This window comes from Paenibacillus sp. LS-5, assembly GCF_056121505.1.
Genome location: NZ_JBWAVA010000006.1, coordinates 252,897 through 271,950, shown reverse-complemented (window position 1 = coordinate 271,950; position 19,054 = coordinate 252,897). Strand labels below are relative to the sequence as shown.

22 protein-coding genes and 1 pseudogene are annotated in these 19,054 nt (G+C 49.6%); 10 read left to right on the top strand and 13 right to left on the bottom strand.

The window, feature by feature from the left end:
- The first annotated feature begins 102 nt into the window (after positions 1–102).
- Positions 103–918, top strand: a complete 816-nt coding sequence (locus AC0MA3_RS12465) for a hypothetical protein (protein WP_474656437.1) — start codon at positions 103–105, stop codon at positions 916–918.
- Positions 919–1,011: 93 nt separating this feature from the next.
- Here the strand turns inward: AC0MA3_RS12465 and AC0MA3_RS12460 are convergent, their stop codons facing one another.
- The 8 genes from AC0MA3_RS12460 to AC0MA3_RS12425 form a co-directional block, all read right to left on the bottom strand.
- Complete coding sequence (locus tag AC0MA3_RS12460; RefSeq protein WP_474656436.1) at positions 1,012–1,803, bottom strand: lipid II flippase Amj family protein; 792 nt, start codon at positions 1,801–1,803, stop codon at positions 1,012–1,014.
- 30 nt (positions 1,804–1,833) lie between these two features.
- Positions 1,834–2,235, bottom strand: coding sequence for a ribosomal maturation YjgA family protein (locus AC0MA3_RS12455; protein ID WP_474656435.1), 402 nt, complete (start codon positions 2,233–2,235; stop codon positions 1,834–1,836).
- A gap of 32 nt (positions 2,236–2,267) precedes the next feature.
- Positions 2,268–2,741: an NUDIX domain-containing protein gene (locus AC0MA3_RS12450; RefSeq protein ID WP_474656434.1), complete on the bottom strand. Its 474-nt coding sequence runs from the start codon at positions 2,739–2,741 to the stop codon at positions 2,268–2,270.
- 485 nt (positions 2,742–3,226) lie between these two features.
- Positions 3,227–3,814 carry a putative ABC transporter permease gene (locus AC0MA3_RS12445; RefSeq protein WP_474656433.1) on the bottom strand — a complete coding sequence of 196 codons (588 nt, stop codon included), beginning with the start codon at positions 3,812–3,814 and terminating at the stop codon, positions 3,227–3,229.
- Between the two features lie 239 nt (positions 3,815–4,053).
- On the bottom strand, positions 4,054–4,239 hold the full coding sequence (locus AC0MA3_RS12440) for a hypothetical protein (RefSeq protein WP_379153559.1): 186 nt from the start codon (positions 4,237–4,239) through the stop codon (positions 4,054–4,056).
- Between the two features lie 187 nt (positions 4,240–4,426).
- Positions 4,427–4,600 (bottom strand): hypothetical protein, encoded by a 174-nt coding sequence (locus AC0MA3_RS12435; RefSeq protein ID WP_474656432.1) that lies wholly within the window; start codon positions 4,598–4,600, stop codon positions 4,427–4,429.
- Positions 4,601–4,693: 93 nt separating this feature from the next.
- Positions 4,694–5,233 carry a hypothetical protein gene (locus AC0MA3_RS12430; protein ID WP_474656431.1) on the bottom strand — a complete coding sequence of 180 codons (540 nt, stop codon included), beginning with the start codon at positions 5,231–5,233 and terminating at the stop codon, positions 4,694–4,696.
- A gap of 114 nt (positions 5,234–5,347) precedes the next feature.
- A complete protein-coding gene (locus tag AC0MA3_RS12425) occupies positions 5,348–6,250 on the bottom strand; it encodes an ArsR/SmtB family transcription factor (protein ID WP_474656430.1) in 903 nt (300 codons plus the stop codon).
- A 150-nt stretch (positions 6,251–6,400) separates the two neighbouring features.
- Between AC0MA3_RS12425 and arfA the strand changes: the two genes are divergently transcribed.
- Positions 6,401–7,909: an arabinosylfuranosidase ArfA gene (gene arfA / locus AC0MA3_RS12420; RefSeq protein ID WP_474656429.1), complete on the top strand. Its 1,509-nt coding sequence runs from the start codon at positions 6,401–6,403 to the stop codon at positions 7,907–7,909.
- A 31-nt stretch (positions 7,910–7,940) separates the two neighbouring features.
- Here arfA and AC0MA3_RS12415 read toward each other — a convergent pair whose 3' ends face one another.
- Together AC0MA3_RS12415 and AC0MA3_RS12410 are read right to left on the bottom strand one after the other, a co-directional pair.
- Positions 7,941–8,630 (bottom strand): LrgB family protein, encoded by a 690-nt coding sequence (locus tag AC0MA3_RS12415; protein ID WP_474656428.1) that lies wholly within the window; start codon positions 8,628–8,630, stop codon positions 7,941–7,943.
- A complete protein-coding gene (locus AC0MA3_RS12410) occupies positions 8,627–9,037 on the bottom strand; it encodes a CidA/LrgA family protein (protein ID WP_474656427.1) in 411 nt (136 codons plus the stop codon). Before AC0MA3_RS12410 ends, AC0MA3_RS12415 begins: the two co-directional genes overlap by 4 nt.
- Before the next feature lie 331 nt (positions 9,038–9,368).
- Here AC0MA3_RS12410 and AC0MA3_RS12405 point away from each other — a divergent pair, with 331 nt between their 5' ends.
- Complete coding sequence (locus tag AC0MA3_RS12405; protein WP_474656426.1) at positions 9,369–9,752, top strand: winged helix-turn-helix transcriptional regulator; 384 nt, start codon at positions 9,369–9,371, stop codon at positions 9,750–9,752.
- A gap of 107 nt (positions 9,753–9,859) precedes the next feature.
- Here AC0MA3_RS12405 and AC0MA3_RS12400 read toward each other — a convergent pair whose 3' ends face one another.
- The gene (locus tag AC0MA3_RS12400) at positions 9,860–10,237 is read right to left on the bottom strand and encodes a YkvA family protein (RefSeq protein WP_474656425.1); all 378 of its coding nucleotides are present in this window, start codon (positions 10,235–10,237) and stop codon (positions 9,860–9,862) included.
- A gap of 136 nt (positions 10,238–10,373) precedes the next feature.
- On the opposite strand from AC0MA3_RS12400, the gene AC0MA3_RS12395 reads away from it, so the two are divergent.
- The gene (locus AC0MA3_RS12395; protein ID WP_474656424.1) at positions 10,374–11,462 is read left to right on the top strand and encodes a low temperature requirement protein A; all 1,089 of its coding nucleotides are present in this window, start codon (positions 10,374–10,376) and stop codon (positions 11,460–11,462) included.
- 71 nt (positions 11,463–11,533) lie between these two features.
- On the opposite strand, the gene AC0MA3_RS12390 is transcribed toward AC0MA3_RS12395, so the two are convergent.
- Positions 11,534–12,505: an acetylxylan esterase gene (locus AC0MA3_RS12390; protein ID WP_474656423.1), complete on the bottom strand. Its 972-nt coding sequence runs from the start codon at positions 12,503–12,505 to the stop codon at positions 11,534–11,536.
- A 127-nt stretch (positions 12,506–12,632) separates the two neighbouring features.
- Here AC0MA3_RS12390 and AC0MA3_RS12385 point away from each other — a divergent pair, with 127 nt between their 5' ends.
- The 6 genes from AC0MA3_RS12385 to thiD all read left to right on the top strand — a co-directional run bounded on the left by AC0MA3_RS12385 (position 12,633) and on the right by thiD (position 18,757).
- Positions 12,633–13,454, top strand: coding sequence for a sugar phosphate isomerase/epimerase family protein (locus AC0MA3_RS12385; RefSeq protein ID WP_474656422.1), 822 nt, complete (start codon positions 12,633–12,635; stop codon positions 13,452–13,454).
- Positions 13,455–13,605: 151 nt separating this feature from the next.
- Positions 13,606–14,712, top strand: a complete 1,107-nt coding sequence (locus AC0MA3_RS12380; protein ID WP_474656461.1) for a glycosyltransferase — start codon at positions 13,606–13,608, stop codon at positions 14,710–14,712.
- A gap of 147 nt (positions 14,713–14,859) precedes the next feature.
- Positions 14,860–15,627 (top strand): SGNH/GDSL hydrolase family protein, encoded by a 768-nt coding sequence (locus tag AC0MA3_RS12375; protein WP_474656421.1) that lies wholly within the window; start codon positions 14,860–14,862, stop codon positions 15,625–15,627.
- Between the two features lie 237 nt (positions 15,628–15,864).
- Positions 15,865–16,401, top strand: coding sequence for an RNA polymerase sigma factor (locus AC0MA3_RS12370; RefSeq protein WP_474656420.1), 537 nt, complete (start codon positions 15,865–15,867; stop codon positions 16,399–16,401).
- Entirely contained in the window at positions 16,398–17,837 is a 1,440-nt protein-coding gene (locus tag AC0MA3_RS12365) for a DUF4850 domain-containing protein (protein WP_474656419.1), read from the top strand. The genes AC0MA3_RS12370 and AC0MA3_RS12365 overlap by 4 nt, the downstream gene beginning before the upstream one ends.
- 107 nt (positions 17,838–17,944) lie before the next feature.
- Positions 17,945–18,757: a bifunctional hydroxymethylpyrimidine kinase/phosphomethylpyrimidine kinase gene (gene thiD / locus AC0MA3_RS12360; protein ID WP_474656418.1), complete on the top strand. Its 813-nt coding sequence runs from the start codon at positions 17,945–17,947 to the stop codon at positions 18,755–18,757.
- 76 nt (positions 18,758–18,833) lie between these two features.
- Here the strand turns inward: thiD and AC0MA3_RS12355 are convergent.
- Positions 18,834–19,027: pseudogene (locus AC0MA3_RS12355) on the bottom strand (MFS transporter); the annotation flags it as partial.
- Between the last annotated feature and the right edge of the window lie 27 nt (positions 19,028–19,054).

The window sequence follows — 19,054 nt, the reverse complement described above, 5'->3', positions numbered from 1 at the left end:
GAGAAGCACCTCGCAGGACAGGCCATTGCGCCTTTCTTGGAGGTGCTTTTTGGCGTCTATTATCGACCATACTATTCGACCATACTTTAGGAGATGATGAGAATGATAGCGGGAACATGGAAATGGAAAACTTCTTCAGAACAAAGGAGCAGCACAGCCTTTTACCGCACGTGGATAGGAATACTGTTACTGCTGGCTGTATTCAGCATGTATATCCCCCATGCTGAAGCGGCATCGGATTGGGACTCTTCCTTGGAAGAGATTCATGCGATGTATAGCGACTACACCGGGCTCCAAGCGACTCTGAAGTCTGAAAGTACAAGAACCCAGACACTCCGTAAGCAGAACAATGCCGATCTCACAGCCATAAATCTCAAGCTACAAGCCGTAGATTCCGCCTTGATAAACCGGTTGAAGGCTGAAGCCGAAGCCATGAAGAAGAAACATTCACCGCTGCTGGAGGAATACAGTTCACTCGGACAGCAGATTACAGCAGCCCGAAAGGCCGGAAATCTGAGGTCTGTGACCTTGCTGGAGATTAAGCGTAACAAGCTTAAGGTGGCCGCAGCCGCTGCACGGGCCGAGGTCAAGGCGAAGAACTCCCTCTTAACGGAAGCCCGGGCCCGGACAGCAGCCAAACTCAAACCCGCCAAGGATGCCCTGGCTCCCATAGCCGGCCTAAAGAAGCTGATTACTGCACAAAACAAAGCAGCCAGCACCGCTCAGGCAGAACGCACAGAAGCCGATAAGCGGTATAAAGCAGCGGTTGCAGCAGGCGATGCCGTCACTGCTGCAGCGGCAATGAAATCGTCTTATGCCCGGATGGGCGAGCTCCGTACGTTCGGCCAGCAATCGTATGCCTGGGAGCAGAAGATCACACTTGCGCTCCGTGCAGCGGAAGCCAAGCTGCCTAACTAAGTGTGTAACTCTATACGGTTCATATAATGAAGCGTCTCGTTTAATAGATCATCTATGTATGGATACAGCGGCTATATGTGCTTGGGCTTTCCTTTAGATCAGCTGTACAAGCCAGATAATCGAATGGGCTGCGGGCAAAAGCACAAGCTGGCCAAGCAAGGTTCCCAGGAATCGTGAACCCATCAGGAGAACATAGATTTTGCCCAGCTGATCACGGGAATCTGCATTTTCAGTGGCCTTATGGGTTATAATTCCAAGCTGGGGGTCGATGAAGATGGTCAGCATAATAGTGGCAAGCCCGTTGATCAACCCTGAGGCCTGGGAAGCAGTTGTGCTCAGAGCTGGTACGAGATGCGCTGCCATTAAAGAAGATAGTACACCGACCGTATAAAATCCCGTAACAAATATATTCATGACAATAAATCTCTTCGGAATGCCCAGATACCGAAAGCTGTGCAGCTTCACTTTGGGCTTGCGGATATACTTGCGGGTATTCTTAAGCTGGCTGATCGTCACACTGGTCAGCAGTTTGGGTAGTGAGCCTTCGACCTCCAGCTTGGAGATGATTCTACCTGACAGCCCCACAAAGGTAGGGAATAAGGCAATAGCAATCAATGTACCCAGCGAGGAAGCCAGCATGGTGATCCGCAGATAATTCTCCAGAGGGAAGCTGACATCTATTTTGGCAAGATCAACAAATTTGGCCGTGAGCGGGGCTTGAACCATATTGGCGGTTCTGGATACCAGTACTATGATTCCGGTTAGAGATAAGGCGATGGCGATTTTATTCAGCTTCACGCCGGCAAAACGAACCGAATAAGACAACGTTTCGGCTGTATGAATGATCATCGTCAGCATACACACTAAGATTAAACTGTTTGTCATAAGACCATCTCATCTCCACATCAGGCAGTATTAGGAAGACTTCAGGCTTCGATCATGCCAATAATTACATAGGCAGTCCAGTACATGGGCGAATATTATCCCCGCCGTGTATCGCAGAAGATCGACCCAGAGAAACCCTTTTCCGAGGATCAATCCGCCGATTACCGTATCCCGCACGCCATTAATCCATTCACTCTGATAGAGCTGGCTGAGTTCAATTCCGAAGCAGAAACCTAAACTGAGCAATAGTGACAGCCATAAAGACTGCCGGGTGAACAGCACCCGACAGCTGAAATAAATCATCGAAGCCCAGAGCGCATCTCCTAGATGGTCGGCAACAAACGTTGGCAGACGGTCACCATAAACTCTGGAGCCAAGGCCCAGGACGATGGCCAGGAGCACAGCACAAGCATATATGATTTTGGCCCTCATTGCCTTCATCCTCATTATTATATTGACGTCTATTATTCGAAGATGACCCGCTCTTCAGCAGAACCCTTCATGAAAATCTCCCTGGGAAATGGAATGGCGAGTTCCGGAAGCTCTTCCTCGCTGAAAAATACGAGCTCCTCTGCCTCTCCGTCGATACTCCGGAGCGTTCCCTTGACGATGGAGCATGCAAACACAATGACCGAATATTGTACCCGGTCACCATTGATGTATTCATATGTATATTTCTCTCCGCCGAATACCCCAATGATGCGGAGCGGATTCACCATCAGCCCAGTCTCTTCATACACCTCCCTGCGCAGTGCCCTGGACGGTGTCTCTCCGGGTTCAATAGCACCTGCGGGCAGCCCCCACAGCTGTTCCCCGCCTTTGCGGAGCAGAAGAACCTCTCCTTCCTCATTTCTGATCACCGCCGCGACAGACGGCACCATTAACAGTTCACTCCCAGCTCTTTCCCTCAGCCCGCGGTAATATTCAGATATTGGCATAGTATCCCTCCTGTTTGTGGACTAGCGATATTCAGCATCAGCGCCTATGAATAGCTCTTATCTTTTATCCTTGGGGAAAGAAATCAAGCTGATGGTCTCTTCTTTCGCATAACCGTTGCAATCTGACAACTCCACTCTGTATAATTCCGTCGTCTCGGAAAGGCCAATTGCCTTGCATATATATTCTGTTCTCCCCGGGTTAGCGGCCATGCCGTCTCTGGAATTGTCCACGAACCAGTGGATCTCAGTGCCGTCACTATAGAAATCGTGAATGAGCCTCCAGGACGATAACAAAGGTACTAAGCTTTGGAATTCTGCGCATTTTCCCTCCCGGCGTATGTGCTCTTGTGGACTTCTCTCACTATATTTTACAACATTAGCATGTATTCCTTGTCTCTACAAACAGGAAAGGGACATTATCGGCCAGAAGGCTGATAATGTCCCTTGATTTTCCATATAGCATATACAATATCATTACTCAGTTGTTACCCTTCCCTTAGCTCCAACACTTTTACACCGTGCCGCCAAATCCGCCAGGTCCAGAGCAGGTCAGCAGCAAACACCAAAGCTATTAGTGGCAGAAGCAACATCCACACAGCGGAAACAGGTAGGTACAGTAACTCTACAAGCGGCTGCAGACCATAAATACAGGCAGTTGCCAACGCCCACCAGTACATTGAGAATTTCAAACAGATATGCCCCTTCAATTGATAAGCCATCCCCGAGTAATCCCACCACTGCTTATGAAAAACGGACTTCAGCATCCACCCGCTCGCAAACTCCACAGCGGAAGGGATAATGAAGGCCAGAGATATAATGAGCAGCAGCGGAAAGTGCAGATCCTTAGCCGCCAGCAGCAGCAATGGAGCGAAACCGTACATGGGCTTGAAAGGCCCCTTGAGAAATCCCTCCTTGCGAAAAGACCCCCGGCTGTATAGATTATAGCTCCCTTCCAGCACCCAGCCCAGAAAAGAATACAGCATAAAATAGAAAAAATATTCTCCCGCCAGCATCGCACCGGGGGAATGTCCTAGCGACAGCAGATTTGATATCGATATTGTTCCCGCCCCCACCCTTTTTTAGGTTTAATTGGGAGTAGTATGCCCGGTATGGAGCAGAAACCATTAAGGTAAATACTGGTTGTTATTAAACAGCTATTCCTGAACAGTCTGATAATGCTGTAACAAAAAAACATAACCCGCAGGTTATGTTCTCATACGCAAAGCTATCAAAAACATACTGCCGAATGCTTTGGTATTCAAAGCCTTCGGCAGCTATGGTTAACCATTCTATTGTTCATCTTGTAAAGCGGTTAGTTTTTATCCTGCTGCTCTTTGAGCAGCTGTGTGAACGACAGTCCGCCATGCTGCCTTCTTAGCGTCTCCAGCTTCATGTCGCTGCGTACGCCAAAGTCCGAACCGTACTTTTTCTCAAGGTTGCCTACAAGCGCGTCCCCGCGCTTTTGCCTATAACGGCCGTTCTCGTTCCGACTCCTCATTTAGGATTCCTCCCCGCAAAATGGATTGCCCAGAGAACTGTGAAATCTGTAATGAAACGGAGAATGAAGAAATGCCGCAGTTGGACTTATTTTCAGTATACATTATTTACTAACCGCTTCTCAATATGAACTCGTATCAAAAAACAGACTACCTTGGAGGGTAGTCTGTCAGACAGGCATGCTGTTGTTAGTTCTTAGGAAGCGGATCAGGATGAGAGGTTTCCGCAGGTTTGGCTACCCAATCGTCGGCCTCCGGTTCAATGTCCACGCCATTTTCCATCTTTTTACGTTCCGCCAGTGAATCGCCTTTTTTATTTTCTTTATTGCGGATGTCCGCTTCATTTTCAAGTTGATCTGACATGTGAAATCCTCCTTTGCATGCTTTGCAATGTAGTGGGTTACTTAGTTTATAGTTACCCATTGAACTGTTTTGCAAACATATTTTCTGGAGGAGCTAAGGATTCCGGCTTGTTAAGCGGTCCTGCCAGCGCTGGATCAATTCATGGGATTCCTTCAATGAAGCCTCACGGCCGACTGTGGACAATGTCATGATAATGTCTCCTGCTGTACCTGTAGAATCGCTTTTATTCAACAGGGTATACAACTTACTGTAGGATCTCTGGACGGTGTATGAGGGACCGATCAACAAGCTCCACTTCATATAATCCCCGCTTGAAAATACCATTCCGATGATGTCAGAAGTGGCACCCTTTGCGCCGGCGCAAGTTGCTATACCAAATTCAGGTGATAACCTGCATCTCTCCAGTTCGTTTCCATTAATCGTTATTTTACCTAAATAACTTTTGGATTTCTCATCAAAGACGCCTTTGAGGAGCAGAGTCACTGGCTGAGAGAACTCCGGATTCCCTTCCTTGTAGGCGGTGACTTTGATCTCCTTATCCACATGAAATACTCTGGGGGCACTGACAAAGCCATACACGATAATTCCTGCCAGAGCGAGGACAGCACTGATGGCATAGAGTACTTTTTTCACCTGCTGCACCTCCATATTTTGAAAAGAAAAGCGCGCACGCACCATTTTTTAACAATATATGAAAGGTTATGGAGCAGCAAGACCATATTTCACATCCTTCTGTACTTACACGGCTTATTCGTAATACACCCTGAATACAATATCCTGCTCATAATTTCCGAAGCCACGCCCAAACAAGGTTAATCCTCCCCGTCTTCGGGTGCTGTCCTCCGCAGTCAGCCGGAAGCTCCACTGATCCTGTTGCCAGAATACATCATCAAGCGTCACCGCCGAAATCTGCTGTCCATCAATGTAAGTGCCACCCTTATTGATCCTCAACACTTTCAGCAGCCCGTATTGATTCACCTCTGCATTCCACCAGGACGGGGTTAGACGCCCTCTCATGACGCCAAAGTCACCGGGACTCGTCCACTTGCCCAATTCCACCCCGTTCAAGCTAAATGTAATATCCGAAGGCCATTTTTCATTCACATGAGGAGCTTCTGAACCCATCTCCATGGAGATTTCGATTTCCTGCACCGTCTGATCCATGAAAAGATAATTGGGCACCTTGTACTCCACGTAACCTTTGGCAAACCAGAGTATTCCGGCATCCACACGTTCCGGGTCCAGAAAATAGCGCGGGTCATCATAATAACCTATCAGTTTCTCCGTGGTGGCAATGCCGCATGTAGGCGCTGCCTGTAAATCGGTATATTGTCCGACAGGTACAGATACCTCGACTACCTTTCTGGATATTCCCCGTGCCCCTGACAACTTAATCTGCAAAAAATTAGCCGACAAAGAACAGTATTTATAAGTTCCGCCGCTGATTCTTTTCATCTGCGAGCTGACGAGTCCGGCCCTTTGCAGCTTGGCGACGTGCGAGCTTACAATTGCACTACTCAGGTATAGAGCCTGCGCAAGTTCTTTGATATGCATTTCCCGGACACTCAGCAGATCTATGATCCGCAATCTTACCTCACTGGCCAAGGCTTCGTACACTTTTAGCGATTCAGCACTCGTCGTTAAGTACATACTCAGCACCTCCACATCAAAAGGATTAGTGATTTTATTAATCCTGAATTTTTATATTGCTAAGTATAACGGATGATTCGTATGATGTAATTAACAAAATAAATACTTAATTAATATTTATATTAATTCTGTAAAAGGAGCAAATTATCCATGACTATTAAAACCTCTATGATTGTGGACAAAGACTTCCAGCTGGCAGAGGTAGATCCTCGTCTATACGGTTCATTCATCGAACATCTGGGCCGGGCTGTCTATGGCGGAATCTATGAACCTGGACACCCTACTGCAGACTCGAACGGATTTCGGCAAGATGTTCTGAATGCTGTCAAGGCATTGAATGTTCCAATTATCCGTTACCCTGGCGGTAATTTTGTCTCCGGTTACAATTGGGAAGATGGAGTTGGCCCCCAGTCGGAACGCAAGCAGTCGCTTGAACTCGCCTGGTGGACCACCGAAACCAATCAAATGGGCACCAATGAGTTCGCGGAATGGGCCAAGCTGGCTGGGTCAGAGGTCATGATGGCTGTGAATTTGGGTACCCGGGGCATTGACGCCGCCAGAAATCTGGTCGAATACTGCAACCATCCCTCCGGCTCCTATTGGAGTGATCTGCGGATCTCCCACGGGGTGGAAGCTCCTCATCGTTTCAAGACCTGGTGTCTCGGCAATGAAATGGACGGACCTTGGCAAATCGGGGCCAAAACCGCTGTGGAATACGGACGGCTTGCCAATGAAACCGCCAAAGCCATGCGCTGGGTTGACCCGACACTGGAATTCGTCGCATGCGGAAGCTCGGGAAGTGATATGAGCACTTTTGCCGAATGGGAAGCGACTGTTCTAGATCTGACGTATGACAATGTGGACTTCCTGTCTCTGCATACCTACTACAACAATAATGTGGGCGACACTGCCAATTTCCTGGCCAAATCACTGGATCTGGATCAGTTCATCGACAGCGTGGCAGCGATTTGCGATTATATCAAAGCGAAAAAGAAGAGCAAAAAGAAGATTTATCTGTCGTTGGATGAGTGGAATGTGTGGAAATCCCAGGGATCAAGCCGTATGGAGACCCGCTGGCAAGTTGCACCGCCGGAATTTGAGGATGTCTATAACATGGAGGATGCGCTGGTTGTGGGCTGCTGCCTGATCAGCTTACTCAAGCACGCAGACCGGGTGAAGATGGCTTGTATCGCCCAGCTGATCAATACCATCGCACCGATTACGACTGAAAATGGCGGCCCACTGTGGCTCCAGACCACCTATTATCCTTACATGCATGCTTCCCTGTATGGCCGGGGAACTGTGCTGCATCCGCTCATTTCCAGTCCTAAATATGATTCCAAGGATTTCACAGATGTCCCTTACCTGGAAGCAGTGAGTGTGTATAACGAGGAGCTCAGCGAGATTACAATCTTTGCTGTAAACCGTCATTTGAGCGAAAAGATGGAGTTCACTGTCGATCTACGCAGCTTCGGAAAAACTACAGTCATCCAGCACACCGTTATGGATCATGAAGATCTTCAAGCGGCTAATACCAAGTCAAGTCCGGGCAACGTCCTGCCGCATGACCGTGGAACAGCCTCAGCAGAAGGCGGCCGTATCACCGCCCTGCTGTCCAAAGCCTCGTGGAATGTAATCCGGCTGCGTGTAGAAAATTAAAACGAACAATTTGTGATAGTATAGTGGTGCTTTAGTGGTACATGACCCAGGCCACCAAAGGCCCCACTACGGAACCTACAATGGCACAGACTGTCATAGCTACCGAGCTCATGGACACGGACTGTTCACCGTACTCCAGAGCCTTAGCTGTACCGAGGGCGTGAGATGCAGTACCCAGGCCAATGCCAATCCCGGACTCACTGCGGATTCTGAACAGTTTGATAATATAAGGGCCGCCAATCGCTCCGGTAAATCCGGCAATCATCACAAATACGGAGGTTAAGGACGCGTCCCCGCCCAGGTTGCTTGAAATCTGGATCGCTACGGCTGTCGTAATGGACTTGGGCAATATCGAGAGCATATAGAGCTTGGAAAAGCCCAGTCCGGCAGCCATCAGCAGACCGCTGAACATGCCTACCAGCAGGCCGATAACCGTCCCCCCAAGAATAGCGGGAAGGTTCTGCCACAGCACAAGACGCTGCTTGTAGAGCGGATAGGCAAGGGATACAACGGCCGGTCCGAGCAGGAGGTTGATCCATTGTCCGCCGATCATATAGGTGTCATAGGAAATATGGAAACCAAGTAAGAGGACTACAACTGTAAATGTCGCAGTTAGCGCCGGCAAAAGTACGGGAAGACGGAACCGTTTGTAGAGCATGGACATAAACAGATAGATGCCCACATTCATTAGAATGAAGCTGACGGCAAGCAAAATATTCATGCTTCGCTCCCCTTTTCGCGCACAACTGTTAGGTTAGAGTGATTACTGCGGGCTGCGCGGCGGCCTGTAATCCACTCGCTGGCATGTGCAGTCACAACCATCGTAAGCACACTGCTTATAACCAGTATGCCGATCATCAGCAGCCCGCGGCCGCTGAATATATCCAGGTGATTCATAATTCCGGCAGTCGCCGGGATGAAGAACATGGGAAGATAGGCCAGAATGAACAATGATCCTTCTTCAATCAGCTTCACCGGCACAATGTTAAACAGCAATAAAACAAAAAGAAGCAGCAACCCGACAATGCTGCCTGGAACCGGAAGATGCAGCAGCTTCTGCAAATAATCACCGGCAACAAAAAATATGTACAATACAGCAACCTGGGCAATGATACGAATGATTTTCATACTGCAGGAATCCCTTCAATCTTGAAATGATAATCCATTAGAAAAAGGCTCACTTCATTAGACTATCAGAATTTTCAGCAAGTTTTCAATTCTTTTTCGAAGCTTTTATGTATTTTCAGGACCTTCACACCACAAAAAACTGCTTTGCAGGAAGGCACGCGCAGGAAGCAGCCACCAGCATAGCAGTTTTATCCCATTCATTACACAACCTGACCCGCGCTTTATTGACGGTATGAGGCTGCACTTTTATATTAGAATATACATTCGCGTTTTGATGTACACACTGTAATATGATGTAGTATATACAATGATACTGAGGGAGTGAGCTGTGATGCGTGACCGTAAAGGCGGATTCGGTGAATGCCCAGGAGACGATATGGCAGCCTGCCCTGTGGAGTTCACCCTTGACGTGATCGGCGGCAAATGGAAGGGTGTGCTGTTGTACCACATGATGGAGGAAAAGAAACGGTTCAGTGAATTCCGCCGGATCTGTCCCGGAATTACCCAACGCATGCTGACCCTACAGCTGCGTGAGCTGGAAGAGGATGGCGTTGTCCACCGTGAAGTCTATCAACAGGTTCCGCCTAAAGTGGAATATTCCCTGACCGAATTCGGCCGCACACTTATTCCTATTATCCGGCTGATGAAGGATTGGGGCGAAGAATACCAGACCAAACAGCTTTCCAAAGAAAGCTGCCAGGTGGAGCGTTTGTGAAGGTGCAGCTAAGGCTGCAGCTTTTTTTATAACATTTATACCATGTCCTGTACAAGCTTATAATGAAGCTGAGCTGTGCGGCTAAAGGCCTCACATCGAATATATTTTTAGGTTTCCTGCTCAAAAAAAGCCTCTGATTTCTGACGGTGTTCATCCGTCACCTGTCCGGCTATCGCCCTTACCCCTGCAGCAATTATTGCTGCATCATCGGTAAGGCCCAGGCCAATCAATGCATCTGGAATCGCATCAATAGGGGAAATGAAATAAGCCAATGCTCCAAAGGCGATCCCTTTCGCCCACAAAGGGGTTTTGGCATCAATGGCACAGTAATACATGGCCACCGCATCTTTGGTAAACGGGATTTTTCCGGCAAACTTCCGGGTTTTGCTCCAGAAGCTTTTTTTCACAAGCTGTTCGTTCTTCTCACTGTATTTGAAATGTTCTGCTTCAAGTTCTGCAGGAAGCTTGCCAACATCCTTCTCCATCTGCCAGTTCCTCCTCTAGTGGTCAGTCTGCCTTGCAATCACTCGGTAAGAGCCTTTATTATAACATATAACCCGGAATGCTCCGGGTAAACAGATGACAGGAACCGAATTCATCCGGACATCAAAGGAGCGCTGTATGATTGCAAAAAAAGTAACCTGGCTGGAGCTCTTCTACGATCTGTTGTTTGTGGCCGCCGTGTCCAAAGCCAGCCATGTGCTGCTGCATGTAGAGGACGAAACCCTCTCGCTTGAAACACTGGTCAAATTCGTGCTGATATTCATTCCCATTTGGTGGGCATGGGTAGGGCAGACACTGTTTGTCAACCGGTACGGGCAAGATATTGTCTCTCACCGGATATTTCTGATTATCCAACTATTCTTCGTCCTTATCATGACGGCCAGCCTGTCAGTGGATTTCGACCAAACCTATTATTCCTTTCTGATAGGCTACATTGGGCTCCGCGCGATGACTGCCGTGCAGTATCATTTCGTTCATTCCAAAGAAACTGGTCATTTGAAGACAACCGCTCAATATTTGGGCACCCGGTTCTGGATGGGGCTGGTGATATCCGCCTGCTCTCTGTTCTTCGATTCCTGGGTTCGTTATGCGGTGCTGTACGCCGGTATTGCCCTTGATATTCTTCTGCCGTTAATAGGCCGGAGAATCCTGATCAAGACGCCAACCAATACCCACCATCTGCTGGAGCGATTCTCCCTGTTCGCGCTGATTCTGCTCGGGGAAGCTGTGGTCAGCATTCTGGCTGTGCTGCAATCGAGCACTTGGACCTTGCATTCTGTCGGCTTCGCAGCCCTGACCTTTGTGCTGATTATTGCTATGTGGTGGCAGTACTATGACAATCTGGAGAAGAAAGTGGACAAAAACGTCCATACCGCAGGACAGACGATCATTTACGGCCATTTGTTCATCTTTCTGTCGCTATGTATGCTGGCCGCCTCGATCCAGCTGCTGTTCCTGAGCAAGCTGCATTATGACCAGATGCTGAATCTCATTTTTGGCTCGGCACTACTCTACTTTGCTTCCACTACCCTTGTCTTTCATGTCTATCGGCATAAGCAGCATCAGCTCGGGATCGTTCATCTGGGGATGCTGACAGCGATCCTCGTCTGCTTTTACATTCTGGACGTAATGGTTCATATGCCAAATGTGCTGATTATCGGAGAACTGGCGCTATTCTTTGCCGTCTATGCCAGAATCACAACCTGATAAAAAACAGGGCGCTCACAGCTGCATATGGCCGTGACGCCCCTTTGTGTTCGTACAACCCTATTCCCGTTCTAGCCTTTCGCCTGACTGAGATGCTTTTGCAGAAACAAGACCTTTTGGCGGTTATGATATTCACTAACCTCATGTCCTGAAAATGGATAATCCATTATCTGCTTATCCGATTCTATGCGGTTGTAAGCAGCATATACGGTTTCAGGCATGCATACGGTATCCTTCCAGCCGACAGAGATAAGAACCGGAGCCTTGATGCGCGGTGCCAGGTTCACGATGTCAAAATAAGCTAGCGTATCCAGCACCTGCTCCAGATGCTCAGGATACCGTTTCACATAAGCGCCAATTTCCGTCAGAGAGCTGGTTGAATTCAGCACACCGAAATCCAGACGGCACAGGTTGGGAATGTCTGCGGCAACAGCGGCGACCCTCGTGCTTAGTGCACCTGCCAGCAGCGCAATCCCGCCCCCTTGGCTGCCGCCTGTAATCGCAATTCGCGATGGGTCCACTCCAGGAAGCTGTGCAGCTGTTTCCAAAGCCCTGACAGTATCCATGGCTACACCCAAATAATAAGAACGCTCCTTCTCCAGAAGACCCTGGGTAATCCAGCCCTTTACCACTCCGCCCTCCAGTGCCAGCAGGTTGCCGGTCTCTCCGAGCTGTCCCCTCACATCCACGGCGAGAACGGAATAGCCGAGCAACACCCAGGAAGCGTAACGCTCCGGATATCCTCGGTCATCCGTATAGCCGGGAAACGTAACGATACAGGGAAGCTGCTCCCCGCTTGCTTCTGTATATGAAGGCTGAATATGCCAGGCATTGACCCTCGTGTCATCAAAGCTGTGAAAGCTGACCTTGTCCACCCGCATGCCTGGATAAGGCGTCACTTCAGGAACGGAAATAATATCCAGAGGTTTGCCGGCATACTCTGCAAGGATACCCTCCCAAAATCTGTTGACCGTCTCCAGCTCCAGGGTCGGTTCAGGACGGCAGTTCTCCAGTTCCTGCTTGCGCTGCTCTATCGCATTCATTAGTTTCTCTCCTATTCTGTCAGCGCTATACCGTTGCATGTAGTTGAAAGCGCTATTAATATAATAGTTAATACTAATACAAATCCCTACTTTTCAAAAGGAGCTGTTTTTTATCCGTTACGGCACTTTGGCCCACACCGCAGGTTGTCTGCCGCTTAAAGAACTCACTGCTGCACTTCAAGATTACGGAATCAGTTTTGTACAGCTGGCTTTGTCCAAAGCCATACAAGATATCGACACCTCTACCGGAAAGCTTAGTCCTGGCCTTGCCAATTATATCGGTGAACAGTTTGACCGCGCCGGGATCCGTATCGGCGTGCTCGGCTGTTACATTAACCCGATTCACCCCGACCCGGCTGTCCGCCGGCAGGAGATCGAACGGTTCAAGGAACATTTGCGTTATGCCCGGCAGTTCGGAGCACCGATGGTCGCTACAGAGACCGGTAGCTTGACTACTTTTGCAGAATTCGAGCCTTACCGGTATGAGGAGCTGGGCTGGGAGACTCTGCGGGCCACCGTGGAAGAACTGGCCGAGGAAGCAGATAAATGGGGCGTGTTCCTGGGACTTGAGCCCGTAAGCTCCCATACCTTGTCCACTCCTGCCAAAATGCGCCGTATTCTCGACGAAGTCCCTTCTACCTCCATTGGCGTTGTCTTTGATCCATGCAATCTGATCGGGGACCAGGTGGAGCGGCAGGATGAAATCGTTGACGAGGCCTTCAGCCTGTTCGGGGACCGGATCATCCTGGCCCATCTGAAAGATATATATGCCGAGGGTGCTCGTACCCGTCACGGGCAGGCAGGCGGGGGAATCTTCCACACCGCGGAGTTTCTGAAGAAGCTCCAGGCCCGCAAGCCGATGATCGATGTCTCACTTGAAGATATCAAAGGCCAGGAAATCCGCAAGACGATAGCCCTGTTAGAGAGTCTCGGCAGTCTTTCATCCTAATCCTCCCATACCATAATGCACATCCGGTTTGAAGTGCTGCTGAAGAAATAATACCCGCTGATCTGGTACATTTCAGTTTCCGCCTGAATAAAATAGCATGCATAATCTTTATTCGCTATTTTTTGCAGCTTCAGAAGGGATCTGATCATTGATGAAGTTTACGTTCCCCATTCTTACCTTGTGTCATGGCGGGGCCCAGCGCATGCTGGTAGAACTCACCAACGGACTCACTGCCCGGGGCCATGAAGTTGTGATCCTCATGCCATCCGGTGGCGATATTGCCTATGAGGTCCATTCCCAGGTAGTGCGTACGGATCACACGGTGCTGAGAGAAGCTGATTTTCCCGTCAGTGAAATTATCATATCCAATTTCTACACGATTGTCCCTGTATCAGAGGCTGCAAGTCAAAACGGAAAAGGCATGCATATCCGTCTTTCCTTATGTTACGAACCGCTATTCCTGCCGGATAATGCCGTGTCTTTCTCTACCTATCATATCACTGACAAGCTGCTAGTTTTATCCCGGTGGCAGCAGGAAATTATAGCATTGAGCCATGGGATCACCGGGAACATTGTGCCCGTAGGTATCAGTACAACGTTCCATAACCAGCATATCCGTCATATGCTGCAGGAGCCGCTCAACATCACGGCAATTTTGCGTAAGGAAGATAATGGATTCAGCTCACACCGTGAGCAGGACTATCTGGTAAAACAGCTTGACATCGTCAAGCTTATCGCTCCACAGGTGAACATCAACTTCATCTGTCCGCCGGAAGAATTCAATACCTCAGAATCCTTGCAGAAGATGAGAGCGCTAGGGAAATACCGCTTTTTCACCCCGAAGAATGATGTTGAGCTCTGTTATCACTATAATGGAGCAGACCTGTTTGTCAGTTCCAGCGCCTTTGATGCCGGATCTTTACCTGGGCTGGAGGCTATGCGCTGCGGTGCAGCCCTGGTCTCCGTATACTCCGGAGGGAATCTCCAGTATGCCCGTCACGGTGAGAACTGTCTGCTCTCCTACCGTTATGAGAACCGGCTGGCTCAAGATATATTGCGTCTGATCTATGATACTCCGCTCAGAACCCGGTTAGCTGAACAAGGAGAAGCTGATTCTTTGGCCTGGACCTGGGATAACAGTGTAAATTGTCTGGAGCAGGCTGTTATACGGTTTGTGCAGAATATTTCCCAGAAGGAGTCAAGCCGAACCTCAATATTACACCGATTGGCCAGCTCTATAAAGCACAAAGACCAATAGCTTAAGCGAAAATACAGCAGTTGCGTCCCGTTTCCACGGATGTCGCAGCTGCTTGTTTGGTATGACCCGTGACGTTTATACATAGGCAATGCCTCCATGAATGGTTTACACTAAGATTAAGTACAATATAGTGTCGGAGGTGAGCCAATGCCTGGCAATGAAGGTCGTGTGACAGCAGCAGGTCTGGAGTATAAATATATGGTTAGCGGAGACTCCATCTCGAAGGGTGTAGTCTATGATGAGGGCAGAAGTAAATATGTAATCCTGGAGGATAATTACGTTTCGCTGCTCCAAGGAAAACTTAAGGGAGCATTGCGCAACACCGCCAGGTTCGGCAATACACTGCTCAAAGGTTTCGGCAATCTGAAACGGGATGTGCTTAAAGAGAAGCCCGACCTGGTGCTGATTGAATACGGGGGAAATGACTGCGATTTCAACTGGGAGGACATTGTAAGCCATCCTGAGGCCGAGCATAATCCCAAGACCGATTTTCCGGCATTCGAAAGTATGCTCAGAGATATGATTGATTTTCTGAGAAACCAAGGGATCATGCCTATTCTAATGAATCTACCGCCGCTAAATGCAGACAATTATTTCAAATGGGTCAGCAGAAACAACCCCGCTTCGGAAGAGAGTATCTTGAAATTCCTCGGCAGTGTCACGAAGATCTACTGGTGGCAGGAAAGGTACAACTCTACGATCATCAGGGTCGCTGAGAGTACGAAGACCAAAATCATTGATGTCCGCAGCGCATTCCTTCAGCAGCCGGATTATACGGAGTTCATCTGCCGTGACGGAATCCACCCCAACCGGGCGGGACACCGCATCATCTATGATAAGGTACTGGAGTTCATCTCCAGCACTGAACCTCATCTACTGCTGGACAGCAAGGGACAGGCTCTGCATAGCCATTAGAAAAAATCATAGTCAGGGCCCGCAGCACATTCGGGTATGTGCCGCGGGCCCTTGTTTGCCGTTCAGGAACGTTTGCAGTACACTCCGGGAGCTGCGCCGTTTCCCCTAAACGTTGTACTTCTAGATGGACTGCCTCTCTTTAGCTGCGCCAATTTACCTGCCTAATATTTTTTCCCAAAAAAAGAAACTTTTCCGGGAATGCGGAGGTCAATACAGTAGAGAACAAGGGGGGACAGCATGTCTATCGTAACGAATGAATCGGCCACCATGACCGCCGCCGCGCTGCAGACACTGATGGAGCATTATGGCGAGGATGTATGGAACTATGCCTATTACCTGGCTCGGAGCAGGAGCGCTGCTGATGATATTGCCCAGGAGACCTTCATCCGGGCCTTCAAATATATGAATACCTTTCGCGGGGAAGCCGCAATCAGAACCTGGCTGCTTCAGATTACCCGGACCCGTTGGCTCTCCTACCGGAGCAGCAGCTTTATCCGGCGCGTAACCCTGCAGGAGAACATGGGCAAAGATCCTTCTAGCCCGTCTGCCGAAGAGGTGTTTTTGCAGCAATCCCTGAGCAGTGAGGTATGGAGGATTGTTCTGCAGCTCCCCCGCAAGCATAGAGAAGTGCTGATGCTCTACGCCCACTACGGGCTGAGTATGGAGGAACTATCAGGACTGCTGGGAATCTCACTCTCTGCGGCCAAATCGAGACTGCACCGGGCAAGGAAACAAGCGAATGAATGCTGGGAGAAGGAGCTGGGAAGATCATGAGCACATCACCTGAGGATTGGGAAAAACAATTGAAGGAGAAGCCTTTTGACGGTACACGATTCACGCCGCAAATGAGACAGAATGTCGAAGAACGCCTGAGAACACAGCGGCACAAGCGGGCTAGGAGCTGGAGCTACGCAGTTGTACTGCTACCGCTAACCGTCATATGCTTATGGCTGGGTTACAACAGTTGGGAGCCGGGTAAACCTGCCGCCTCCCCCCTAGCCGCAGTTACACCGTCCATCACTCCACAGGATAATGGAAAGCCGGAGAACGCCCCGGCGAACAGCGCTCCAGGCAGCCCTAACAATGATCGTGCAGTTGGTATTGCACACAACTATAAAGCCACGGTCCCCTTCCCTTCTTCAGAAGAGGGGCATGCAGAAATAACCCTACCGCTGACTGCCATGTTCTCCGTTTCAGCTCTGGAGGGTGGCGAAACACATCATACTTATCCGCCTCTGCCTGACATGACATACCCGTTGCCTCCAAATATGGAAGGCAAACTTCAGGCGGCTCTTGTCTACAAGGCCGATACCGGCAGCGCCTATATGCTGCTGGCACCTGCAGACTGGACAGCATCTGCCGTAACTGGAGCCAATGGCTCCTATGGTGTCACTTTTGAAGATCCGGAAGACCCGCAGCAGACCTTGGAATATTCGGATAATGCCTGGGGCTGCCAAGGCTGCGCCGTAGGTAGCATCGGCACCTATTTCCCCGGCAAAGCCGAGTGGGCTGATGACTATGGAATCACCATCAATCCCCCGGAATTCACCCGGCAACAGGTGATGGGAACTGAAGGACCGGATGCCCGGACGGTGCGGTACACAGGTGCAGCAGAAGCAAAGGGATATCAGACCGATGGAGCCGCCTATTATGAAGAGGGGGAATGGGGTTACCTTTTCCGCAATCTGGAGCTGACCGTCTCCCCCGGCTCCTCCGGGCAGAGCATGATCGACACCATTCTGAGTTATTTCACAACCTATCATGGTCCTCTTCTCCTCCCTGCTATCCAGAATACAGACCTTGCCGCAGGCGATACGGGAAATACAACAGAGTCCCTCTACCTGGCTCTCGAACAGCGGGGAATGAGGCTGAACCGTGTGCCGGACACCGAGGAGCATTTGTTCAAAAAAGAGCTGGCGGGCAGATGGCCGGATGAACTGCTGATCGACAAGACCAATACTCCGGTGCGCCCGGACCGCTTGTCCGTCTATACCTACGATAATGCCGTGGAATGCGCCGCCGGGCTGGACGCGCTAAAGCTTGCGATCAACCGGACGACCTACGATGGAGGGGCACGGATATACCCTCATGTCTTCAGAGGAGGTAATTTTCTTGTGGTGTACTGGATGGGCGGTGACAACGCGGAGCCTTTCCAATATGACAAGGCCATTAAGACAGCGCTAAGCAGCCTAGACAGTCACAAGGAGTAGGCCGTCTATCTAGGTCTTACACGGAGTGCGGACACCGGGAGTGATTTTTGTTATAATGTCGTAGAGTTAAGCAGTATCTATTCATATACCAGAAGGGGACGTTCACTTTGTCAAAAATTATTAAGACCCTAACCATTGCCGGAAGTGACTCCAGCGGAGGCGCCGGCATTCAGGCAGACCTCAAAACCTTTGAAGAATATGGCACCTACGGCTTCAGCGCTTTAACCACCATTGTCACAATGGACCCGGATAACGGCTGGCATCACAATGTCTACCCGATTGATGCAGCCATTGTCGCCGAGCAGCTGAAAACGATATTCGCAGGCGGTCCTGTCGACGCTATGAAGACCGGAATGCTGGGCAGTGTTGATATTGTGCAGGTCGCGGAAAAAGCGATCAAGGACAACCGTCAGACCAACGTAGTTATTGATCCGGTTATGGTCTGCAAGGGCGAAGATGAAGTTCTGAGTCCGGAAAGCGCCAATGCTATCCGAGATCTACTGCTGCCTCTGGCTACGGTGGCAACACCCAATCTGTTCGAAGCCGGGGTTCTTTCGGGGCTGGGCAAGCTTATTTCTATCGACGAAATGAAAGAAGCGGCACGCCTGATTCACGGGCTCGGCACGAAGAATGTTGTCGTTAAGGGCGGCAAAGCACTCGGCGGCGATCTGGCAATCGATGTGTTCTTCGACGGCTCGGAATATACCGTACTGGAAACAGCCAAAATCGAACCGGCGTACAACCATGGTGCAGGCTGCACCTTTGCAGCTGCGATTACAGGCGGCTTGGCTAGCGGATTGTCTGTACACGATGCTGTCTCAAAAGCCAAGGATTTCGTCTCCGCAGCTATCCGGAATGGATATGCGTTCAATTCATATGTCGGCCCAGTCTTTCACGGGGGCTACCGGTTGGAGCATTAACATTAAGACAAGCTTTCACTATACAAGGAATGGCGGAACACAAGGGTATACCCTTAAAGTTCCGCCATTTTTTTGAGATAGGTCCAACCATTCTTGCCAGAGCCTGAATCGATTGGCTACTTCCTTGATTACCCCTTGTTCACTGGAATCGGCAGACTTGGAGAGCATCCCATCGAATGAGGGTCCAAAGATCGAACCCCCAAAACCAAATATGAACATTCCAGCAATAAAAAGAGGATAGAATGTGTTCAAAGCTGATAGCGCAAGAATAACTATCTGTCTATCCTCGCTTTTCCC